This is a genomic window from Sphingopyxis sp. OAS728 (assembly GCF_014873485.1).
Classification (GTDB): Bacteria; Pseudomonadota; Alphaproteobacteria; order Sphingomonadales; family Sphingomonadaceae; genus Sphingopyxis.
Genome location: NZ_JADBDT010000001.1, coordinates 2,367,113 through 2,387,610, shown reverse-complemented (window position 1 = coordinate 2,387,610; position 20,498 = coordinate 2,367,113). Strand labels below are relative to the sequence as shown.

24 protein-coding genes are annotated in these 20,498 nt (G+C 64.7%); 17 read left to right on the top strand and 7 right to left on the bottom strand.

Features of this window, described 5'->3' with window-relative positions; all coding sequences use genetic code 11:
* Window positions 1-32: 32 nt before the first annotated feature.
* Window positions 33-1,547 (top strand): serine hydrolase domain-containing protein, encoded by a 1,515-nt coding sequence (locus GGC65_RS11120; RefSeq protein ID WP_192647217.1) that lies wholly within the window; start codon window positions 33-35, stop codon window positions 1,545-1,547.
* An 81-nt stretch (window positions 1,548-1,628) separates the two neighbouring features.
* On the opposite strand, the gene GGC65_RS11115 is transcribed toward GGC65_RS11120, so the two are convergent.
* Window positions 1,629-1,829 (bottom strand): hypothetical protein, encoded by a 201-nt coding sequence (locus GGC65_RS11115; protein ID WP_192647216.1) that lies wholly within the window; start codon window positions 1,827-1,829, stop codon window positions 1,629-1,631.
* 101 nt (window positions 1,830-1,930) lie between these two features.
* Here GGC65_RS11115 and GGC65_RS11110 point away from each other — a divergent pair, with 101 nt between their 5' ends.
* From GGC65_RS11110 to trmD, 3 genes are read left to right on the top strand one after another with little or no spacing between them, the layout of a single operon-like run.
* Entirely contained in the window at window positions 1,931-2,854 is a 924-nt protein-coding gene (locus tag GGC65_RS11110; protein ID WP_192647215.1) for a LysR substrate-binding domain-containing protein, read from the top strand.
* Window positions 2,851-3,177, top strand: a complete 327-nt coding sequence (locus GGC65_RS11105) for a hypothetical protein (RefSeq protein WP_192647214.1) — start codon at window positions 2,851-2,853, stop codon at window positions 3,175-3,177. The genes GGC65_RS11110 and GGC65_RS11105 overlap by 4 nt, the downstream gene beginning before the upstream one ends.
* The gene (trmD, locus tag GGC65_RS11100) at window positions 3,174-3,884 is read left to right on the top strand and encodes a tRNA (guanosine(37)-N1)-methyltransferase TrmD (protein WP_192647213.1); all 711 of its coding nucleotides are present in this window, start codon (window positions 3,174-3,176) and stop codon (window positions 3,882-3,884) included. The genes GGC65_RS11105 and trmD overlap by 4 nt, the downstream gene beginning before the upstream one ends.
* On the opposite strand, the gene GGC65_RS11095 is transcribed toward trmD, so the two are convergent.
* Entirely contained in the window at window positions 3,854-5,227 is a 1,374-nt protein-coding gene (locus tag GGC65_RS11095) for a sulfatase-like hydrolase/transferase (RefSeq protein WP_192647212.1), read from the bottom strand. The genes trmD and GGC65_RS11095 overlap by 31 nt on opposite strands.
* Before the next feature lie 332 nt (window positions 5,228-5,559).
* Between GGC65_RS11095 and rplS the strand changes: the two genes are divergently transcribed.
* The 7 genes from rplS to GGC65_RS11060 all read left to right on the top strand — a co-directional run bounded on the left by rplS (window position 5,560) and on the right by GGC65_RS11060 (window position 10,237).
* Window positions 5,560-5,937, top strand: coding sequence for a 50S ribosomal protein L19 (gene rplS / locus GGC65_RS11090; RefSeq protein ID WP_192649503.1), 378 nt, complete (start codon window positions 5,560-5,562; stop codon window positions 5,935-5,937).
* Between the two features lie 98 nt (window positions 5,938-6,035).
* A complete protein-coding gene (locus tag GGC65_RS11085; RefSeq protein ID WP_225940779.1) occupies window positions 6,036-6,647 on the top strand; it encodes a DUF1287 domain-containing protein in 612 nt (203 codons plus the stop codon).
* Between the two features lie 47 nt (window positions 6,648-6,694).
* A complete protein-coding gene (locus GGC65_RS11080; protein ID WP_192647211.1) occupies window positions 6,695-7,720 on the top strand; it encodes an aspartate-semialdehyde dehydrogenase in 1,026 nt (341 codons plus the stop codon).
* 59 nt (window positions 7,721-7,779) lie between these two features.
* On the top strand, window positions 7,780-8,559 hold the full coding sequence (locus GGC65_RS11075; protein WP_192647210.1) for a dimethylarginine dimethylaminohydrolase family protein: 780 nt from the start codon (window positions 7,780-7,782) through the stop codon (window positions 8,557-8,559).
* Window positions 8,556-9,182 (top strand): DUF2238 domain-containing protein, encoded by a 627-nt coding sequence (locus GGC65_RS11070; RefSeq protein ID WP_318780155.1) that lies wholly within the window; start codon window positions 8,556-8,558, stop codon window positions 9,180-9,182. The genes GGC65_RS11075 and GGC65_RS11070 overlap by 4 nt, the downstream gene beginning before the upstream one ends.
* Complete coding sequence (locus GGC65_RS11065; RefSeq protein WP_192647209.1) at window positions 9,175-9,780, top strand: hypothetical protein; 606 nt, start codon at window positions 9,175-9,177, stop codon at window positions 9,778-9,780. The genes GGC65_RS11070 and GGC65_RS11065 overlap by 8 nt, the downstream gene beginning before the upstream one ends.
* Before the next feature lies 1 nt (window position 9,781).
* On the top strand, window positions 9,782-10,237 hold the full coding sequence (locus GGC65_RS11060; protein ID WP_192647208.1) for a GFA family protein: 456 nt from the start codon (window positions 9,782-9,784) through the stop codon (window positions 10,235-10,237).
* Between the two features lie 512 nt (window positions 10,238-10,749).
* On the opposite strand, the gene GGC65_RS11055 is transcribed toward GGC65_RS11060, so the two are convergent.
* The 3 genes from GGC65_RS11055 to GGC65_RS11045 are packed head-to-tail and all read right to left on the bottom strand — an operon-like array spanning window position 10,750 to window position 13,892.
* On the bottom strand, window positions 10,750-12,339 hold the full coding sequence (locus GGC65_RS11055; protein WP_192647207.1) for an MDR family MFS transporter: 1,590 nt from the start codon (window positions 12,337-12,339) through the stop codon (window positions 10,750-10,752).
* Between the two features lie 6 nt (window positions 12,340-12,345).
* A complete protein-coding gene (locus tag GGC65_RS11050; protein ID WP_192647206.1) occupies window positions 12,346-13,446 on the bottom strand; it encodes an HlyD family secretion protein in 1,101 nt (366 codons plus the stop codon).
* Window positions 13,446-13,892: a MarR family winged helix-turn-helix transcriptional regulator gene (locus GGC65_RS11045; protein ID WP_192647205.1), complete on the bottom strand. Its 447-nt coding sequence runs from the start codon at window positions 13,890-13,892 to the stop codon at window positions 13,446-13,448. The genes GGC65_RS11050 and GGC65_RS11045 overlap by 1 nt, the downstream gene beginning before the upstream one ends.
* A gap of 127 nt (window positions 13,893-14,019) precedes the next feature.
* Here GGC65_RS11045 and GGC65_RS11040 point away from each other — a divergent pair, with 127 nt between their 5' ends.
* The 4 genes from GGC65_RS11040 (at window position 14,020) to GGC65_RS11025 (ending at window position 18,187) form a co-directional block, all read left to right on the top strand.
* A complete protein-coding gene (locus GGC65_RS11040; protein ID WP_192647204.1) occupies window positions 14,020-14,667 on the top strand; it encodes a 2-hydroxychromene-2-carboxylate isomerase in 648 nt (215 codons plus the stop codon).
* Between the two features lie 44 nt (window positions 14,668-14,711).
* Window positions 14,712-15,464 (top strand): alpha/beta fold hydrolase, encoded by a 753-nt coding sequence (locus GGC65_RS11035; RefSeq protein WP_192647203.1) that lies wholly within the window; start codon window positions 14,712-14,714, stop codon window positions 15,462-15,464.
* 75 nt (window positions 15,465-15,539) lie between these two features.
* Window positions 15,540-17,354: a M2 family metallopeptidase gene (locus tag GGC65_RS11030; protein WP_192647202.1), complete on the top strand. Its 1,815-nt coding sequence runs from the start codon at window positions 15,540-15,542 to the stop codon at window positions 17,352-17,354.
* A complete protein-coding gene (locus tag GGC65_RS11025; protein ID WP_192647201.1) occupies window positions 17,351-18,187 on the top strand; it encodes a hypothetical protein in 837 nt (278 codons plus the stop codon). The genes GGC65_RS11030 and GGC65_RS11025 overlap by 4 nt, the downstream gene beginning before the upstream one ends.
* Here GGC65_RS11025 and GGC65_RS11020 read toward each other — a convergent pair whose 3' ends face one another.
* Window positions 18,188-18,514, bottom strand: coding sequence for an ArsR/SmtB family transcription factor (locus GGC65_RS11020; RefSeq protein WP_192647200.1), 327 nt, complete (start codon window positions 18,512-18,514; stop codon window positions 18,188-18,190).
* A 47-nt stretch (window positions 18,515-18,561) separates the two neighbouring features.
* Between GGC65_RS11020 and GGC65_RS11015 the strand changes: the two genes are divergently transcribed.
* Window positions 18,562-19,044 (top strand): SRPBCC family protein, encoded by a 483-nt coding sequence (locus GGC65_RS11015; RefSeq protein WP_192647199.1) that lies wholly within the window; start codon window positions 18,562-18,564, stop codon window positions 19,042-19,044.
* Between the two features lie 75 nt (window positions 19,045-19,119).
* Here the strand turns inward: GGC65_RS11015 and GGC65_RS11010 are convergent, their stop codons facing one another.
* Window positions 19,120-19,557, bottom strand: a complete 438-nt coding sequence (locus GGC65_RS11010; RefSeq protein WP_225940778.1) for a winged helix-turn-helix transcriptional regulator — start codon at window positions 19,555-19,557, stop codon at window positions 19,120-19,122.
* A 73-nt stretch (window positions 19,558-19,630) separates the two neighbouring features.
* Between GGC65_RS11010 and GGC65_RS11005 the strand changes: the two genes are divergently transcribed.
* On the top strand, window positions 19,631-20,434 hold the full coding sequence (locus GGC65_RS11005) for an SDR family NAD(P)-dependent oxidoreductase (RefSeq protein ID WP_192647198.1): 804 nt from the start codon (window positions 19,631-19,633) through the stop codon (window positions 20,432-20,434).
* The last annotated feature ends 64 nt before the right edge of the window (window positions 20,435-20,498 follow it).

The window sequence follows — 20,498 nt, the reverse complement described above, 5'->3', positions numbered from 1 at the left end:
GATAGCCCCATGACATACTGAAGGGGGATTTCATGCGCTTGAAAACCGGTCTTTTCCTCGCCCTGCTTTTGGCTCCACTTTCTGCGCAGGCGCAGGAGGTCGCCCCGAAAACCCTCGACCAACTCGTTCCTGAAATCGACGCGCTCTTCGCCAAATTCCAGGCCGAGCAGCATGTGCCCGGCGTCGTCTATGGCGTCGTCAAGGACGGCAAGCTTGCCTATGTGAAGGGCATCGGGGTCCAGAATATCGCCGACAAGGGCGCGGTGACCCCCGACAGCCTGTTCCGCATCGCGTCGATGACCAAGGCCTTCACCGCGCTGTCGATCCTGAAATTGCGCGACGACGGCAAGCTCCGGCTCGACGATCTGGCCGAGCAATATGTGCCCGAAATGAAGGGCTGGACCTATCCGACGAAGGATAGCCCGCGCATACGGATCAGGGACCTGCTCCAGCATGTCGGCGGCTTCGTCACCGACGATCCATGGGGCGACCGCCAACAGATACTGCCGCAGGACGAGTTCACGAAGATGATCGCGGCGGGTGTACCGTTCAGCCGCGTGCCGCAGAGTAGCCACGAATATTCGAACTTCGGCTACGCGCTGCTCGGCCGCATCGTCGCCAACGCCTCGGGCATGACGTACACGGCCTATGTCCAGAAAACGATCCTGACCCCGCTTGGCATGACGAGCAGCGGCTTCGATGCGCCCAAAGCGCCCAAGGCACGTTACGCGCTCGGCTATCGCTGGGAAAATGAGCGCTGGACCGCCGAGCCCGAGATGGTCGACGGCGCGTTCAATGCGATGGGCGGCTTGCAGGTCAGCGCGGCCGACTATGCCAAATGGGTCGCTTTCCTGCTTTCGGCCTGGCCCGCGCGCGACGATGCCGACAATGGCCCGGTCAAGCGGTCAACGGTGCGCGAGATCGCGCAGGGCTCGAACTTCGTCTCGGTGACGAACCGCATCGGGGCGAGCGGTGCCACGGCGTGCAAGCAGGCCGGCGCCTATGGCATGGGCTGGCGCGTCGCGCAGGATTGCGACCTCGGCCTCACGCTCGCGCATGGTGGCGGCTATCCGGGCTATGGCAGCCATGTGATGCTGATGCCCGACCATGGCGTCGGGGTCTTCGCGCTGTCGAACCGGACCTACGCCGGACCGTCGGGCCCCGCATGGGACACCGCGGTCGCGATGGACAAGGCGGGGCTGCTCGAAACGCGCCCCGTTCCGGTGTCGCCTGCGGTGGCGGACGCCTATGCGGCGGCAAGGGCGGCTTATGCCGCGGGCGACCTTGGCCCGCTGCAGGGTCGGCTCGCGATGAACTTCCTGCTCGACCGCTCGGCCGATAACTGGAAAACCGAATTTGCGAAGCTGAAGGCCGAGGTCGGGGCATGCCCGACCGACGAACCGCTCGCGCCGAGCGGGGCGATGTCGACCGCCTTCCGGCTCAATTGCGAGAAGGGCAAGCTCGACGGGCAATTGTTGCTCGCGCCGACGACGCCGGTCACGATCCAGGCGCTGCGCCTGCGCGTCGTGCCACCCGAGGCGCGCTGATTTCGACGGGGTGAGGCTTTAGCAAGGGACGGCCTCACCCCGTTTTCGCCCTGGACCTTCGAGAGGGGAGGGCAGGGTTTCTTATCGTGCCCGGCGCGGGCGCACGCCGCAGCGTGCAGCAACGCGGGTGAAGGCGCTGTCTTCGCCGGGCGCGCTCGGCAGGGCGATCCACTCGCCGAGGCGGCGGAACGGGGTCGCGAGCCAGTGGAGGCCGCGGGCGATATCGGCGCTGAAATGATCATGACCGTCATTCCAAACGCGCATGAACTGCTCGTCTCTCATCGTTCATCTCCTTTCGCTTGATGATCAGAATATGCCTCGCCCCGCTCCCCGCGGCCAACAAAAGGCGTAGACCATATTATAAGCTCTGCTTATAAGGTCTTATGTCCCGCCTGCCGCCCCTCGCTGCCGTGCGCACCTTCGAAGCCGCCGGACGTTTGCAGAATTTCTCGCGCGCCGCCGAGGAACTGGGGCTCACGCAGGCGGCGGTGAGTTATCAAATCCGCCAATTGGAGGATCGCCTCGGCCGCGCGCTCTTCGTGCGCGAAAAGGGCCGTGTGCGATTGTCCGAAACGGGGCAGCGATTGCTCCCCGCGATCAGCAACGCCTTCGCCACGATGGGCGACGCCTTCGCCGCGCTCGGCAGCGACGAGGCCGATGTTCTGACGATCAACGCCGCGACCAGCTTCGGCGGCACCTGGCTCAGCGCGCGCATCGGCAGCTTCCAGCTCCAATATCCCGAACTCGCGGTGCGCATGGCGATGAGCAACGATCTCGTCGACTTCGACGCCTCCAACGTCGATGTCGCGATCCGCATCGGCAGGGGCGTGTGGCCGGGACTGCGCAGCGATTTCCTGATGCGCCAATATCTCGCCCCGATCGCCTCGCCGGCCTTTCTCGAGGAACATGATATCCGCGAGCCCGCCGACCTGCTCCGCGTCCAGCGCCTCGCGCCGAACGACAGCTGGTGGGCCGAATGGTTCGCTCTGGCAGGGGTGGGAACGCCGCCCGCGACGTCGCGTCGCGGGATCGAACTCGACAGCCAGTTGCAGGAAGGGGCGGCGGTACAGGCGGGCTTCGGCGTCGCGATGATGACCCCGCTCTACTGGCAGGGCGAACTCGCGAGCGGCCGCATGGTCCAGCCCTTCGACACATTCTATGTGTCGAAGGGGTCGGGCATGTGGCTCGTCCACCGTGATAACCGCGTCGGGGTGCGCAAGATCGAACGCTTCCGCGAATGGCTGCACGCCGAAATCGAGAAGGATCGCCACCTGCTGCCCGACGCGGTATGGGAGCCGCTGTTATGAGCATATTCCCGGCTATCTCTCTGATTTGCTTTATTCTGCTCATGCAGATCGGGACGATGCTTCTGTATCGCCTGTCATTACGCCGTGCGGGAAGGGGCGGCGTTGGCTATCGGGAAGCCGTCATAGTAGCTCCTGCGATCGTGCCGATATTGTTGCTGATTCCGGTTTTGATCGGATTGTGGCTCTACTCGGCCGCTTTCGGCTGGAAGTTTGCCATTTCTTTTCTTTGGTGGGGGCCGGTTGGCGCGATTTTGGCGTGGTTGTTGGGGCACGGCTTGATGCGCTGGACTTGGCGCCAGATTTCTGTTGAGCGCCGACCATGACCTTCACCGCCGTCCCGCTCACCCTCTACCCCGACATGTTTCCCGGCCCGCTAGGGCACAGCATGGCGGGGCGCGCGCTCGAAAGCGGGACGTGGGCTTGCGCGCCGGTGCATATCCGCGATTTCGCGACCGACAAGCACCGCACCGTCGACGACACACCCGCGGGCGGCGGCGCCGGCATGGTCCTCAAGGCCGATGTGCTGGCGGCGGCGATCGACCATGCGGTGGCGGCGCATCCGGGCCTCCCAATCCTTGCGATGACCCCGCGCGGTGCACCGATCACGCAGGCGCGCGTGCGCCAGCTTTCGGCCGGCCCCGGCGCGATCATCCTCTGCGGCCGGTTCGAAGGATTCGACGAGCGCATCTTCGACGCGAGGCCGATCGAGCAAGTGTCGATGGGTGACATCATATTGTCGGGCGGAGAGATGGGCGCGTTGTTGCTGCTCGACGCGTGCATCCGCCTCCTTCCCGGCGTGATGGGCGCTTCGGCCAGCGGCGACGATGAATCGTTCGAACAGGGGTTGCTCGAATATCCGCACTACACGCGGCCCGTGAGCTGGGAAGGGCGCGATATCCCCGACGTGCTGCGGTCGGGCGATCACAAGAAGATTGCGGCGTGGCGCCGCGAGCAGGCCGAACGCGATACCGAGGCGCGGCGTCCCGATTTGTGGGCGGCCTATTCGGCCGGACGCTCCGGCGCCCGATAGCGCAGAAGCACCCACGGTACCTTCGTGCTGTCGAACATCATCCGGCTCTTTTGCTGGGTGAAGGGCGGCATATGATCGCCGACGATCAATATGTCGGTCGGCGGGAAATCGGGCCGGTTCGCCATCGCGGCGAGCGCCGCAGCGGTGTCGTCCCAGATCGCGAACAGGCGGCAGACGGGCGGATAATCGCTGTCGAGCACGGCGCCAAGCTGGCGGCAATTCTCGGTGCGCAGCTCGGCGTTGGCGACCACCGGCAGATGCGAATTGAGCGTCAGCCAATAGACGAACTGCGGCCGCTTCGCCGCAGCGAGGTCGCGGCCGATCAGCCGCGGAATGTTGCGGTCGCACGCGCCGGGAAAGACGTTCGGGCAATGCCCCGCGCCCTCGGCCTCAAGCGTGTCGCGAAAGCTCATTCGTTCGAACCCGATCAGCGGATACCAGCGATCGCGGTCAAAGAATTTCGGCGAAAAGCCGTGATAAGCGTGCGTCGCATAGCCGCGTCGTGCCAAGGCCGCGGGCAGGCAATCGGGGTCGGGCACCGCGATCTCGGGATAATCGCCCCATCGCTGGCACAGCTCGCGTATCTCGCCCTTGGTCGTCGAATTGTAAAAGGTCGTGCTGCCCTGGCTGATCTCGAACCGCTCGGCGAGTTCGGGGCGCGTCCAGATGGCGTCGAGGCGCGTGCGCAGCGCGGGCTCGGTCGGTAGCCCCATCGCCTCGACGACGACGATCATCACATGCCTTTTGCCGTCGGCGAGCTTCAGAAAGCCGGTTTGCTGCGTCGCCGAGGTGAACGGCGCATCGGCGGGTGCCACGCGGTTATAGGCGGTGGACCCGTCGCGCGCCCGGACATAGTCGGCCGTCGCCAGCGTATAGGTCAGCGCTGCGGCTGCGGCCATCCACTGCAGTCCGCGCAGATGGTTCGGCCGGCGAAGCTGCCGCGCGGCGATCGCCAGGACGAAGATCAGCAGCCCCCCGCCGATCATATATTCGGGCGAGGCGGCGGGGCGGAGGTCGAGCACCAGCGCGATCACCGACAGGATCATGCTGACGTGCATGTTGAACATGCTCGCGATGAAGACGAGTGTCAGATAGGCGAGAAGGCCGAAAAAGGCCGAAAGGCGAACCCAATATCCGAACCAGCTCGCGACGAAGCCGACCGCGGCGCACAGCCAGATTTCGGGCGCGCGCATCGGCCCGCCCATGATGGTGATCGGCAGAAAGGGCAGGTTGGGCAGCAGTATCCAGCACAGCGCCCAGTTGAGGAACGCCGCCAGCCCGGTGCCGTCGGCGGGCGCAAAAGCGCGGCTCGCGAGCGGCTTCATGGCGGTCATCTGCAGCATCGGGTCCCTCCGCTGCTGCACATGACGGATTTTGGTTAATGGCCGTTTAAACCCGCCGCGCCGCTTCGCCGCCGAGACCCTTGCATTTCATGGCTTTCCGGCGTAGTGGCCGCGGCTTCGAGTGGAACCGGGCGAATCGCATTGCTTGCGCGCGCCCCTCATCCGCTTATCCCCGGCCGGTCATCCGGACGGGGCGCAGGGTTTCCGAAGTGCTGCGATCGGGAAGCCTTGCCGACAGATACGGTTACGCAGGCCGGACCTTTGGGAGCGTCATATCGATGCTCGGGTTGGCCTGCCTCTGGCGCGCGGCGAAAAGAAAAGGACTAGAGGACATGAACCTCATCCAGACGATCGAAGCCGAAGAAATTGCCAAGGCTGGCAAGACCATTCCGACCTTCCGTCCCGGCGACACGCTGAAAGTCGGCGTGAAGGTGGTCGAAGGCGAGCGCACCCGCGTCCAGAATTTCGAAGGCGTGTGCATTGCACGCTCGAACAAGGGCATGGGCTCCAACTTTACCGTGCGCAAAATGTCGTTCGGCGAAGGTGTCGAGCGCGTGTTCCCGCTCTATTCGCCCAACATCGACAGCATTACCGTGATCCGCAAGGGTGCTGTGCGTCGTGCGAAGCTTTACTATCTTCGTGGCCGCACTGGTAAATCGGCGCGTATTGCGGAGCGCCGCGATTACCGGTCGGAAGCCGGCGAAGGCTAAGGAGAGCTTCTCCACACCAAAGCCGAAACAGCTTTCAAAAACGACCGGTTCCGCCAACAGGCAGAGCCGGTCGTTTTCTTTTGGGCAAAGCGAATTTGATGCAAGCGTCCGTACCTCCGTTCCAGCCAACGCGGCGCGCCTTCCTTGGCGCGGTGCTTGCCTTCGGCGTGTCGGGCGAGGCGATGGCACTTACCCCGGCGCAGCTTCTGGTGCGTGCCGCGCGGCGGCAGGTCGGCGTCACGCTGACCTATGACCCCGCCTACACCGTGCTGCGTTTCCCGAACGGCGATGTCGACCGCGCGAAGGGCGTGTGCACCGACGTCGTGATCCGCGCCTTTCGCGATGCGCTGGGCCACGATCTCCAGGCCCTTGTAAACGCCGACATGCGCGCCAATTTTGGGGCTTATCCGAAAAATTGGGGGCTCGGCCGCCCCGACCGCAACATCGATCATCGCCGCGTGCCCAATCTCGCGACCTATTGGCGGCGGCACGGGGCGGCACTGCCCGTCACCAACGATCCCGCCGACTGGCGTCCGGGCGACATCTTCACCCAGATGGTCGGCGGGCGGCTGCCGCACACCGGCATCGTGTCCGACCGCAAGGATACGACCGGCGTACCGCTCGTCCTCCACAATATCGGCGGCGGCACGCGTGAGGAGGATGCGTTGTTCAAGCATAAGCTGACCGGCCATTTCCGCTGGAAAGTCTGAGTTTTAGTTACGTTTTCAACCGAGTGTTTGCACTGAGGAGTGAATAAATGGGTTATCGTATCGTAGTCGCCGGAGCCACGGGCAATGTCGGGCGCGAAGTGCTCGCCATTCTCGCCGAGCGCGAATTTCCCTACGACGAACTGGCGGCGGTCGCATCGTCGCGCAGCCAGGGCGACGAGATCGAAATCGGCGATACCGGTAAAACCGTGAAGTGCCAGAATATCGAGAATTTCGACTGGTCGGGCTGGGACATGGCGATTTTCGCGATCGGCAGCGACGCGACCGCGATCCACGCGCCCAAGGCAGCGGCCGCCGGCTGCGTCGTGATCGACAACTCGTCGCTCTATCGCATGGATCCCGACGTGCCGCTGATCGTGCCTGAAGTGAACCCCGACGCGATCGACGGCTATACCAAGCGGAACATCATCGCGAACCCGAACTGCTCGACCGCGCAGATGGTCGTCGCGCTGAAGCCGCTCCACGACGCCGCCAAGATCAAGCGCGTCGTCGTCTCGACCTATCAGTCGGTGTCGGGCGCGGGCAAGGCGGGCATGGACGAGCTGTGGAACCAGACGCGCCAGATCTTCGTCGGCGATGAGAAGGACATCAACAAGTTCACCAAGCAGATCGCCTTCAACGTCATCCCGCACATCGACAAATTCCTCGACGACGGTTCGACGAAGGAAGAGTGGAAGATGGTCGTCGAGACCAAGAAGATTCTCGATCCGAAGATCAAGGTCACCGCGACCTGTGTCCGCGTGCCCGTCTTCGTCGGCCATTCCGAAGCGATCAACATCGAGATGGAGGATGAACTGTCGGCCGAGGACGCACAGCGCATCCTGCGCGAAGCCCCCGGCGTCGTGCTCCACGACAAGCGCGAGGACGGCGGTTACATCACCCCCGTCGAATGCGTCGGCGACTTCGCGACCTTCGTCAGCCGCGTGCGCGAGGACCCGACGGTCGAAAACGGCCTCAACCTCTGGTGCGTCAGCGACAATCTCCGCAAGGGCGCGGCGCTGAACGCGGTGCAGATCGCCGAGCTGCTCGGCCGCCGCCACCTCAAGAAGGGCTGAGCCCGAACCTCTCTCCGTTCGCATCTCGACTTCGGGATGCGAACGGGTAGGGATGGGGCATGACCAGTCCCTATGCCTTCACCCGTGCCCTCTGCCGCGCCCCCGCCCGTTCGGCGGTGAAGGGTATCCGCGCCGACGGCGGTCCCGACCCCGATTTCTACGGCCTCCTCGCCGAGCATGAGGCCTATGTCGCGACGCTGCGTACCCTCGGCCTCGCGGTCGAAGTCCTCGAACCGCTAGACGATTTCCCCGATGCGTTGTTCACCGAGGATGTCGCGCTGACCTTCCCCAAGGGCGCGATCCTGCTCCGTCCCGGTGCGCCGAGCCGCGCGGGCGAGGTCGCGCATATCCGCGGCGCGCTCGCTGCGCACCACCCGCGCCTCCTCGAAATGACCGGCCCCGGCTACGCCGACGGCGGCGACATATTGCGCCTCGCCGACCGCGTGATCATCGGTCTCTCGGCGCGTACCGACCGCACCGGCGCCGAAGAACTCGCGGGCCTGCTCGGCCAGCTCGGCTATCGCGCGGAGATCGCCGAAACCCCGCCGGGCGTGCTTCACTTCAAGACCGGCTGCGGGCTGATCGATGCGCGCACGATCCTCGCCGTCCCGGCGCTCGCCGCTTGCCCGCAGTTCGACGGGCTCGAGGTCGTCACGACCCCGCCGGGCGAAGAGCCCGCCGCCAATATCCTGCGCATTCGCGACACCGTGCTCGTCGGCGACCGCTGGTCCGCGACGCACGCTTTGCTCGCGGAGCGCGGCATCGAAATCCATCCGCTGCCGACCGACCAGATCGCGCATATCGACGCGGGGCTCAGCTGCATGTCGCTGCGCTGGTGAGCGCCGCCACCCCGCCCGCGCAGCGCCGCCTTATCGGGGCGCTCCTTGCGCTACTGCTCCTTGCGCAGGTCGACCAGCCCTATCCCGAAATCGCGTTGCTCCAGCATATCCCGACGATGCTGCTGATCGTCGCCGCGCCATGGCTGCTCCGCCGCTGGCCGCTGTCGACCGCCTCGGTCGCGTGCATCGCCCTCTTCATGGCACTCCACACGCTCGGCGGCCGCTATGCGTACAGCAATGTCCCTTATGACGACTGGGCGCGCGCGATCACCGGCAGCAGCCTGTCCGACGCCTTCGGCTGGACGCGCAACCATTATGACCGCCTCGTCCATTTCGCCTTCGGCGCGCTGTCGGTGATCCCCGTTGCCGAGATCGCGCGGCGCTGGGGCGGCTTCGGCCCGCGCGGCGCAACATTAACCGTGCTCGGCTGGGTTTTGGCGATATCCTGCCTCTACGAAATCTTCGAATGGCTGCTCACCATCGTCGCGGCGGGCGAAACCGCCGATCGCTACAACGGGCAGCAAGGCGACATATGGGACGCGCAAAAGGATATGGCGCTCGCGACCCTCGGTGCGATACTGGTGCTGGCGATCCCGCGCCGCGACAGGAGAGAATATGCGTAAGTTCGTCACCCTCGCGATGATTGGCCTGCTCGCCGCATGCAAACCCGCCGCTGACAAGGCGCCCGCCGACGCCGATCCGGTTGCGCCGCCGGTGCCCGAGGCGAAGAATGACGGCCCGAATGCCGCGACCACTGCGGTCAATCTCGATGGCGAAGGGCTGCGCTTTGTCGACAAGACCAGCGGCAAGACCAGCCTGCTCGCTTTCGGCGTCCCGCGCGCGCAGGCGGAAACCGCGCTCGCCAACGTCGCGGGCAAGGAGGATGACCGCAGCACCAACGAGGAATGCGGCGCGGGCCCGATGGAATTCACTCGCTACGACGCGATGACGCTCAACTTCCAGGACGGCAAGTTCGCCGGCTGGTTCCTCGGTAACGAACCCGGCGCCGCGACCTACTCGACGATGAGCGGGATCGCCATCGGCACGACGCGCGCCAAGGCGGGGGAATCGGTGTCGATCGTCGACCTCGAGGACAGCACGCTGGGCGAGGAATTCAGCATCGGCACCGGCGATAATGTAATCGGCGGCATGTTCGCGGCGCCCGGCGACGCGGCCAAAATCGACGCGCTTTTCGCCGGCACCAACTGCTTCTTCCGCTGATATGGCTGCCGAATTCACCGGCGGCTGCCGCTGCGGGCAACTGCGCTACCGCTTCGAACAGGACGGGCCGCTGCTCAACTATTGCTGCCACTGCCTCGATTGCCAGAAATCGACCGCGAGCGCCTTTGCCGATCAAGTCATCGTATCGACCGATGCGCTGACACTGACCGGGCGCAGTATGATCTATTCGACCGAGCGCCCGTCCGGCGGGACGACGAACAACCGGCACTGCCCCGACTGCTTCAGCCGCGTGTGCAATGCGAACACCGTCTATCCCGCGATGACGATCGTGCGCGCCGGCACCCTCGACGATCCATCGGGGCTCGAACCCTTCGCGCATATCTGGACCAGCCGGAAACGCGGCTGGATCGCGATCGACCCGACAGTGCCGGTCTTCGCCGAAAACGCCGACCCGGCGGAATTCATGCGCCTCGCAATGGCGCGCCGGGCGGGCTGAGCGGCTGCTACCGACCGATTGCAGACGTTCCGTTCTTTTGGCACTGCTAGGTGATGAAGCTCCGGGCTACTCTCCTTATGTTGTCCCTCGTGGCATGTACGACAGAACCTCCGCGCGATGAGGTGACGCAACTAGCGTCACCGGACGGTCGGACCAGCGCCGTGCTATTTGAAACCAACGGCGGAGCCACGACCTCGTATGGCTATCTCGTCGAACTATCGGACTCGTCAAAGCAGGAGCAGAAGCCCGTTCAAGCTGGGCGACTTTACGGAGCAGCGCGGAGCGGCTGCGCCTACGGTGTCGATATCGGTTGGACAGACCCAAAGACGCTAACTCTCTCAGTTGAGAGTGCGGAGCGAATTGACGTCCCGAAGCAAGTGTCGGTCGATGGCAGGCCGATTAGCATTATCATGCGGACCGGAATAAAAAACGACGCCGCGCCATGTGGCGGGATGGCTGTCAACAGATAGACGGCTAGCGTCCGCTGCCCACCCCCAAAGCCGCCGTTCCCATTAATGCCCCATATCCGCCGCCGACGCCTTCGGCCCCCCGGGCTTCGGCGGGCGTAGCAGCAGCACCAGCGGCACCGACGCCAGCGTCACCCACATCATCAGCCAGAAATCGTCGATATAGGCGACCATCGCCGCCTGCCGGTTGATCTCGGCATTGACCATCGCCATCGCCGCGTCGCCCGCGATGCCGAAGCGGTCGGCGGTCGACGGGTCGAGCAGCGCGACCGAACTGTTGGTGACATGCGCCGCCAGGTCCTCGTGGCTCGTCTGGATGTTCGCACCGAGCAGCGTGGTGACCACCGAAATGCCGACCGACGCGCCGATGCTGCGGAACAGGTTGAGCAGGCTCGATCCGTCGGTGCGATATTGCGGCTGGATCGTCGCGAACGCCATCGTGTTGAGCGGGATGAAGATCAGCCCCATGCCCAGCCCCTGCACCAGCCCGCTGATGATCACCGGCTGCATCCCCATTTCGAGCGACCAGTGGCTCATCTGCCAGAGCGAGTAAGCGGCGATGAGCAGCCCGGTGCCGACCATCCAGCGCGCGTCGATCTTGCCGAGCAATTGCCCCGCGACCCACATGCTGGCGAGGATGCCGATCCCGCGCAGCGCGAGCACGACGCCGGTATCGATCACCGGCCAGCCGAACAGATTCTGCAGCATCGGGGGCAGCAGCGCCATCGATGCGAACATCACGACCCCGATCACGATCATGAAGCCCATCGCGGTGACGAGGTTGCGGTCGGCGAGCATCAGGCGGCTGAACAGCGGCGCGCGCGCGGTGAACATATGGACGACGAACATCCACAGGCACGAGACCGCGACTGCCAGCTCGATCCAGATTTCGATGCTGTCGAACCAGTCGAGATGCGCGCCGCGGTCGAGCATCAGCTGCAAGGCGGCGAGCCCCAGCGCGAGCATCGAGAAACCGAACAGGTCGAACCGCCGCGTGACGCTTTTTGTCTTGGGCAGCAGCGCCCACATCATCGCGAGCGTGAGCAGCCCAACGGGCAGGTTGACGTAAAAGACCCAGCGCCAGTTGACGCTCTCGGTCAGCCAGCCACCCAATATCGGCCCCAGGATCGGCCCGATCATGATCCCCATGCCCCAGATCGACATCGCGCGCGCGTGGCGTTCGGGCGGGTTGATGTCGAGCATCACCGATTGCGACAGCGGCCCGATAAAGGCCGCGCTCACCCCCTGCAAAAAGCGGAAGGCGACCATCTGTTCGAGCGATTGCGCGGCGCCGCACGCCATTGATGCGATGATGAAGCCGACGACCGCCGCCATGAACAATTCGCGCCGACCGATCCGGTCGGCGAGCCAGCCGGTGATCGGCATCGCGACGGCGCTCGCTAGGATATAGCTCGTCAGCACCCACGTCACCGTCTCGCTCGTCGCGCCCAATGCCGACTGCATATGCGGGATGGCGACATTGGCGATCGTCGTGTCGAGGATCTGCATGATCGACGCGCCCATGACCGCGACGGTCAGCAGCCCGCGATAGCGCACGCGTTCGTGCAGCGGGATGCTGTCATCGTCGGGCAGCGCCGCGGCGGCGGAGCGGCGGGGGAGGGCGTTGCTCGCCACGGGACCTTACTTCGTAAACACCCGCACGTCGGCCGACAGCCCCGCGATCATGTCGCGCGACGGCTTTTCGTCGAAGGCGATGCGGACGGGCACGCGCTGCGTCACCTTGACCCAGTTGCCCGTGGCATTCTGCGCAGGCAGCACCGAAAATTCGCTGCCCGTGCCCGCGCCGATCGTCAGCACATGGCCGCGCACTTTCACCCCCGGATAGGCGTCGAAGCTGATCTCGGCGCGCTGGCCGACGCGCATGTCGGCGAGGTCGGTTTCCTTGAAATTGGCCTCGACCCACGGATGCGCGGTGTCGACGAGCGTGACGGCAGGGAGCCCGGCGACCATCATCTGGCCGACCTGCAGCCGGTCCGACTGCGCGATGCGCCCGGCGCTCGGCGCGCGCACCGTCGTGCGGCCGAGGTTCACCTGCGCCTGCGAGCGCTGGACGCGCGCGGCCTCGACCTGCGGGTTGATCCCGCTCGACGGGCCGGCGGCAAGCTTGGTGCGGGCTTCGGCGGCGGCGGCTTCGGCCTGGCGGACGCTCTCGCGTGCTTGGCTGAGCGCGTGGCGCGCCGCGTCATAGGCGGCCTTCGTCGTGAAGCCCTTTTCCATCAGCGCCGCCTGCCGGTCGAAGGTCACCTGCGCGAATTTGACGTCCTCGCGCGCCGCGGCGATGTCGACGTTCGACGTGTTCGCGCTCGCCGACAGATTGCCGACCTCGACCTCGGCGGCGTCGATCGCGGCGGTCGCCTGCGCGACGGTCAGCGCATAGGGTTCGCCGTCGATCCGGAACAGCAACTGACCCTTCGCGACCTGCTGGCCGTCGCGCACCGCGACTTCGGTGATGCGGCCGCCGACTTCGGCGGCGACCGAGACTTTGTCCATCTGGACATAGGCATTGTCGGTCGACACCGATCCGCCGCTCGTCAGCCACCAGCCGGCACCGCCCGCGATTAGCAGCGCGGGCAGGCCGAACATCAGCAGGCGCGTGCGCCAGCTCGCCTTGGGCGCGGCGTCGGCCGCCGGCGTGGGCGCGGGCAGAGGATCGGCCTTCGGCGCAGCCTTGGGCGGCGTCGCGTTCTCGGCCTTCGGGCGGGAGGGGGAGAGCTGGTCCATCAAACGATCTCTTTTTCTTTTTGGCAGATGCGGCGGGACAAATTGGCGCGGACGCGCTCGACAAGGTCGGTGAGTTGCTCGACTTCGGCCGCGCTCAATCCTTCGATCGCCTCGGCGGTCAGCGCCTCGGCGATCGGGCGCATCCCGTTCAGCATCTCGCCCGCGCGCGGCGTCAGGTAAAGCTGCCAGGCACGGCGGTCGGCGGGGTCGGCGCGGCGCTCGACCAGCTCGGCCTCGACCAGCCGATCGACCATGCGCGACAGCGTGATCGGTTCGACCTCGATCAGCTCGGCAAGCGGGCCCTGCCGGATCCCTTCGTGGCGCTTGAGATAGGTGATCAACCGCCATTGCAGCGCGGTGATCCCGCTGTCCTTCGTGCGCGCGTTGAACGAGCGCCGGAACAGGCGCGCGCTGTCATTCAGCAGGAATCCGATCGTTTCACTCATATCGTAAGATATAATAGCAATTGCTATTATATTCAATGCCAGCGTGGGGATTGCCAACAGTCTCGAATATGGTGTAAATTTTCTTTACACTGCTTGCGTGGGGCATGTTTTTGGGCAGGATGTGGGGATGACTTTAACCGCCGGCCTTTTCTGGTCTTTTCGCTCGCCGTACAGCTATCTCGCTATCGGCCGTTATCGCGCACTTGCCGCGAGCCATGACGTCACGATCAATCTGCGCCCGGTCTATCCGCTCGCGGTACGCCAGCCCGACTTTTTCGAGCGCAACCATCCCAACTGGTTGAGCTACACCGTGCGCGACATGATCCGTGTCGCGCAGTTCCACGGCATCCCTTTCGGTCCGCCGCGTCCCGACCCAATCGTGCAGGACATGGCGACGCGCGCCATCGCCGCCGAACAGCCTTATATCTATCGCCTGACCCGGCTCGGGCAGGCGGCGTCGCGGCGCGGCAAGAGCCTCGCCTTCGCGCATGAAGCGGGGCAGTTGATCTGGGGCGGCGCGCAGGACTGGCATCTCGGCGACCATCTGGCAGGCGCCGCGCGCCGCGCCGATCTCGACCTCGCCGAACTCGATGCCGAGGCCGTCAGCGACGCCGACGCGCTCGACAATGAAATTGCCGCGAACCAGGTCGCGCTCGAGATCGCGGGCCATTGGGGCGTGCCGACTTTGGTGTTCGATGGTGAGCCCTTTTTCGGGCAGGATCGCATCGAAATGGCAAAGTGGCGGATGGAGCAAAAGGGGCTGCGCCCGCGCTGATCGGTGCTTGCTGAAGCGGCCATGATGGGCGCATAGCGCGGCGCATGACGATTGAACCCCAATTTTTCGAAGCGCGCGATGGCGTGCGGTTGGCGTGGCGCGAGATGGGCGAAGGACGCCCTCTCTTCCTGCTTCACGGCCTGTTTTCGAACGCCGAGGTCAACTGGATCAAGTTCGGTACTGCGGCGCGCGTCGCGGCCGAAGGCTATCGCATCATCATGCCCGACCTGCGCGTTCATGGATCGAGCGATGCGCCGCACGAGGAAGACCATTATCCGGCCGATGTGCTGGTCCACGACCTGCAGGATCTGGTGGCGCATCTCGGCCTCGATGAGTTCGACCTCGGCGGCTTCTCGCTCGGCGCACGGACGAGCGCGCGTGCCGTGGTCGCGGGGATGCGTCCGCAGCGGCTGATCCTCGGTGGCATGGGGCTGGCGGGGCTCGCAGGCTGGCAGCGGCGCGGCAAGTTCTTCAAGCGCGTCATTGCCGAATATGAAACGGCAAAGCGCGGCGACGACACCTGGCTGTCGATCCAGTTCATGAAGACGATGAAGGTCGATCGCATCGCGGCGGGACATCTGCTCGACAGCTTCACCGACACGACACCCGAAATGCTCGCGGCACTGACGATGCCAACGCTCGTCGTGTGCGGCGAGCAGGATCAGGATAATGGATCGGCCGAGGAACTGGTCGCGGCGCTGCCCGATGCGCGGCTGGCGACGATCCCGGGGACGCATATGTCGAGCGTGACCGAGCCCGAGCTGGGCGAGGCGATCGCTGCATTCCTGACCGCTTGACCGGACTCGCGCCGAGCGCCTAGCTGTTCGCATGCGCCGTAGAGCGCTGCGATAACATTCCAGAGGACGCACCCCATGAAAGCCATGATTTCCACGCTGTCGCTTGCCCTGTCGCTCGCGGTCGCGACCCCCGCCCTTGCGCAAAGCGCGCCGACGGCGGCCGATGCCGATGCCTTTATCGCGTCGGTCGAAAAGGATCTGTTCGACTATACGGTCGAGGCGAGCCAGGTGAACTGGGTCAACAGCACCTATCTGACCGAAGATACCGACGCGATGGCGTCGCGGATCAATGCCGTCGGCACCGAAAAGTCGGTCAAATATGCCCTCGAAGCAGCCAAATTTAAGGATGTTGCGGGGCTGAGCGCCGACACGAAGCGCAAGCTCGACATCTTGCGCACCGGCATCGTGCTGCCCGCACCGACGACGCCGGGCGCCGCGGCCGAGCTCAACACGATCGCGACCGACCTGCAGTCGCAATATGGCAAGGGCCGCGGCACGCTCAATGGAAAGGAAATCTCGGGCTCGGATATCGAGGCCGAAATGGGCAATCTTCAGAACACCCCGGCGCAATTCGCCGAGATGTGGACGAGCTGGCACGACAAGGTCGGCGCGCCGATGAAGGATGATTATGCCAAGATGGTCGGCATCGCGAATGCCGGTGCGAAGGAGCTGGGTTTCGCCGACACCGGCGCAATGTGGCGTTCGGGCTACGACATGCCGCCCGAGGAATTCGCGAAGGTCACCGAGCAGATCTGGAACGACATGAAGCCGCTCTACATGGCGCTTCACACCTATGTCCGCTCGAAGCTGAACGAGAAATATGGCGACGCGGTGCAGCCGAAGACCGGCCCGATCCGTGCCGACCTCCTCGGCAATATGTGGGCGCAGGAATGGGGCAATATCTACCCGCTCGTCGCCCCCGCCGGGACCGGCGACCTAGGTTATGACATCGGCGACTTGCTCACTGCACAGGGCAAGACGCCGCTCGACATGGTCAAGGCGGGCGAGAATTTCTATTCGTCGCTCGGCATGGCGCCGCTGCCCGAAACCTTTTGGAAGCGCAGCCAGTTCCTGAAGCCTGCCGACCGCGAGGTCGTGTGCCACGCCTCGGCATGGGACGTCGACAACAAGGACGATATCCGCATCAAGATGTGCATCAAGGTGAATGCCGACGACTTCATCACGATCCACCACGAACTTGGCCATAATTATTACCAGCGCGCGTATAACAAGCAGCCGTTCCTCTATTTGAACGGCGCGAACGACGGCTTCCACGAAGCGATCGGCGATTTCGTCGCGCTGTCGATCACGCCGCAATATCTCGTCGACATCGGGCTACTCGACAAATCGAAGGTGCCGAGCGCCGACAAGGATATCGGTCTCCTGCTCCGCCAGGCGATGGACAAGGTCGCCTTCCTGCCCTTCGGCCTGCTGGTCGATCGCTGGCGCTGGGGCGTTTTCGACGGCTCGATCCAGCCCGCCGACTATAACAAGAAATGGACCGAGCTGCGCACCCAATATCAGGGCATCGTCCCGCCGGGAGAGCGCCCCGCGAACGCGTTCGATGCGGGCGCGAAGTTCCACATCCCCGGCAACACGCCCTACACCCGCTATTTCCTCGCGCGCGTGCTGCAGTTCCAATTCTATCAGGCGGCGTGCAAGCAGGCCGGATGGAAAGGGCCGCTCCATCGCTGCTCCTTCTATGGCAACAAGGAGGTCGGCGCGAAGCTCAATGCGATGCTCGAAATGGGCGCGTCGAAGCCTTGGCCCGATGCGCTGCAGGCCTTCACCGGCAGCCGCGAAATGTCGGGCAAGGCGATGGCCGACTATTTCGCGCCGCTGAAGAAATGGCTCGACCAGCAGAACAAGGGCAAGCCGCAGGGGTGGTGAAACGTCTCACCCTGTTGCTGCTGCTATGCGGCGCGGCGGTTTCGACTGCCGCCGCGCCGCCGCCGCCGCCAGTCTATCCGGACGATCTGCCCCGGACACTCGACGGTTATGATCTGGGGGTCGTCTATTCGCGATACAGTTTCTGGATCGAGGGCCGGAAGGGCGAGGTTATCGACGCGGTAATGGCCGAACCGGCGGAGGTGGCAGATCATCGGCTGCAGTTCGTCGCCCCCGTCAGCTTCAGCACCAATTCCGATTACGGACATTTCCAGTCGGGTGATATCCGCAGCTATTGCCGCGTGACGGGCGAGGGTGACGTCGATCACAACGATTGCCAGTTCGTTTTCAGGATCGTCACGATCCCGGCCGCGGCGATCGACCGCGCCGGTCCGGTCGGAATATTCCTGCGCGAAAGTTTCGATCCCGCGGCGGTAGTCGCGAGCATGAAGGCCAATGGCGTCACTCCCGATGCCGATCTGTGGCGCGTCGATGGCCGGCTCATCTTCGGCACGCTCGCCTCTCCGGCCAAGCTGCTGCGCGACAATGTTCAAGTCGAAACGGTCGAGTCGCGACAGTGCCCTGCGATGCAACGCGCGCTTGAGGCGATCGAGGGACGGGCGGTACCATCCCGGATCGATATTCCCCTGATCGGCGACGACGGGCCGATGCCGCCGCCCGTCCCGCACGCCGCTGTCCGCGAGGACCGTCTGACCTTCGTTACCGATGGCGGTTCGATGACGGTGACCAGCTGGCGCGGGCTCCAGCCGCTGCTTGGTCCGGTCTATGCGGCGGTCGATACTTGCCTTCGGAGCCGTCGCGCGGCCGGCGGATAGTCAGCCCGCCTCCACCATATTCCTGAAGCGCGCCAGCCTTGTCGCGGCGGCGGCCGCGTGCGGGCCGATCCAGCGGTCGTGGATGTCCTGGATCGGCATCGCGTTGAGATGATTCCAGCGCTCGCGGCCGCGGCGTTCGGCGATGACGAGGCCGGCGTCCTCGAGCACCTTCAGATGTTGCATCACGGTGCAGCGGTCGATGTTGGCGAAGTTGCCGCACAGCGTGCCGGTGGTCAGCGGCTGATCCTTGAGCGTGTCGAGGATCTGGCGGCGGACGTGCGAGGACAGCGCCTTGAAAACCTTGTCATATTCTTCATGGATTGACATGTTATAAATATATAACATAATGGCAGGGAATCAAGCGGAGAGTTTCGATGGAGCTGAAATTCAGGGTCGCGGCGCGGATCGCGAAGCCGGTGCACGAGGTGTTCGAGGCGGTCGCCGATCCCGCGAAGCTATCGCACTATTTCACGACCGGCGGCGCCAAGGGGCGGCTCGAGACCGGCGCGACGGTCGAATGGGACTTCCACGATTTTCCGGGCGCCTTCCCCGTCTATGTCATCGAGGTCGTCGAGGATGAGAAGATCATACTCGAATGGCAGGCGAGCGAGGGTGAGGCGCACAATATCGAGGGCAGCGAGCCCAAGGATGCGGACTATCGCACGCGCGTGACGATGAGTTTCAAGGGGCTCGACGACGGCCGCACGCTGGTCGAGATCGCCGAGGAAGGCTGGCGCGAAAATCAGGGTGCGCTCGGCGCCTCCTATGGCAATTGCCAGGGGTGGTCGCAGATGCTCTGCGCGCTCAAGGTCTGGATCGAGCACGGGATCAACCTGCGCGAGGGCATGTATAAATAGGTTTGTGATTCCCGGCGAAAGCCGGGACCCAGTCGGCCTGCGTAGCAATGGATCCCGGCTTTTGCCGGGAATCGCTTAGTCCGGATATTCGAAGCGTAGCGGGCGCGAGCCGATCGGCGCGCCGGTGTTCGCGTCGACGACGACCGGGCGCACGACCTCGCCCGTCTCCGCATCGAGGTGGCGGCTGAGCGCGCCGCCGCCATTATATTTGCGCCCCCACGCACCGATCGCCATCAGGATCGGCAGGAAATCGCGTCCCGCATCGGTCAGCAGATATTCGTCGCGCGGCGGGCGCTGGCTGTAGCGTTTCTTGTCGATCAGCCCTGCCTCGGTCAACGCCGACAGGCGCCGCGACAAGATGTTCGGTGCGATGCCGAGGCTGGTGCGAAGCTGCTCGTAACGCGTCAGCCCGCGCTCGATATCGCGCAGCACCAACATGCTCCAGCGATCGCCCACGCGCATCAGCCCGCGGTCGACGGGGCAGGTGCCCAAATTATTTTCGTCCATACCCATTGAACGCATATGGGGCAGTCACTATCATTTTGCAAGTGACCCGATGGAGGGCCGCCTGTTAAGGAGAATGATAATGACGATCCCCACTGGAACGGCCCTGATCACGGGCGCCTCGACCGGCCTTGGCGCCGTTTATGCCGACCGCCTCGCAAAGCGCGGACGCGACCTGATCCTCGTCGCGCGCAACGGTGCGCAGATGGAGGAACTCGCGACGAAGCTGCGCGCAGAGCATGGCGTCGCGGTCGACGTGATCGCCGCCGATCTCACCAAAAGCGACGATGTGACGCGCATCGAGCAAAGGCTGATCGACGATGCGAATGTGACGCTGTTCGTGAACAATGCCGGCATGTCGCTGAACGGCGGCACGCTCGAAAATAGCGCCGCCGAGGTGCAGACGATCATCGCGCTCAACATCACCGCCGCGGCGCGGCTCGCGATTGCTGCGGGCAAGGCGTTCGGTGCGCGCGGCAAGGGGGCGATCGTCAACATCGCCTCGGTCCTCGCGCTGGCGCCCGAACAGTTTGAAGGCGTCTACAGCGGGTCGAAAGCCTTCCTGCTCAACCTCAGCCTGGCGCTCGCCAACAGCCTGCGCGAACAGGGGGTGACGGTTCAGGCGGTACTCCCCGGCGCGACGCGCACCGAAATATGGGAGCGCTCGGGCAAAGATATCGACGCGTTTCCGGCCGAGATGGTGATGGACGCGGGCGACCTGGTCGATGCGGCGCTGCTTGGTCTGGATCGCGGCGAAGAGGTGACGATCCCGCCGCTCGCCGACGAAGGCCAGTGGAATGCCTATCATGCGGCGCGGCTCGCGATGGGCCCCGGTCTGTCGCGCCGCGACGTAGCGGAGCGTTATCGGGCGACCGAGGCGGCTTGAAAAACCCGTTACGTCCCCGCGTAAGCGGGGACGCGCGGCGGAGTCGGTTTTGGGGTGCGGAGCT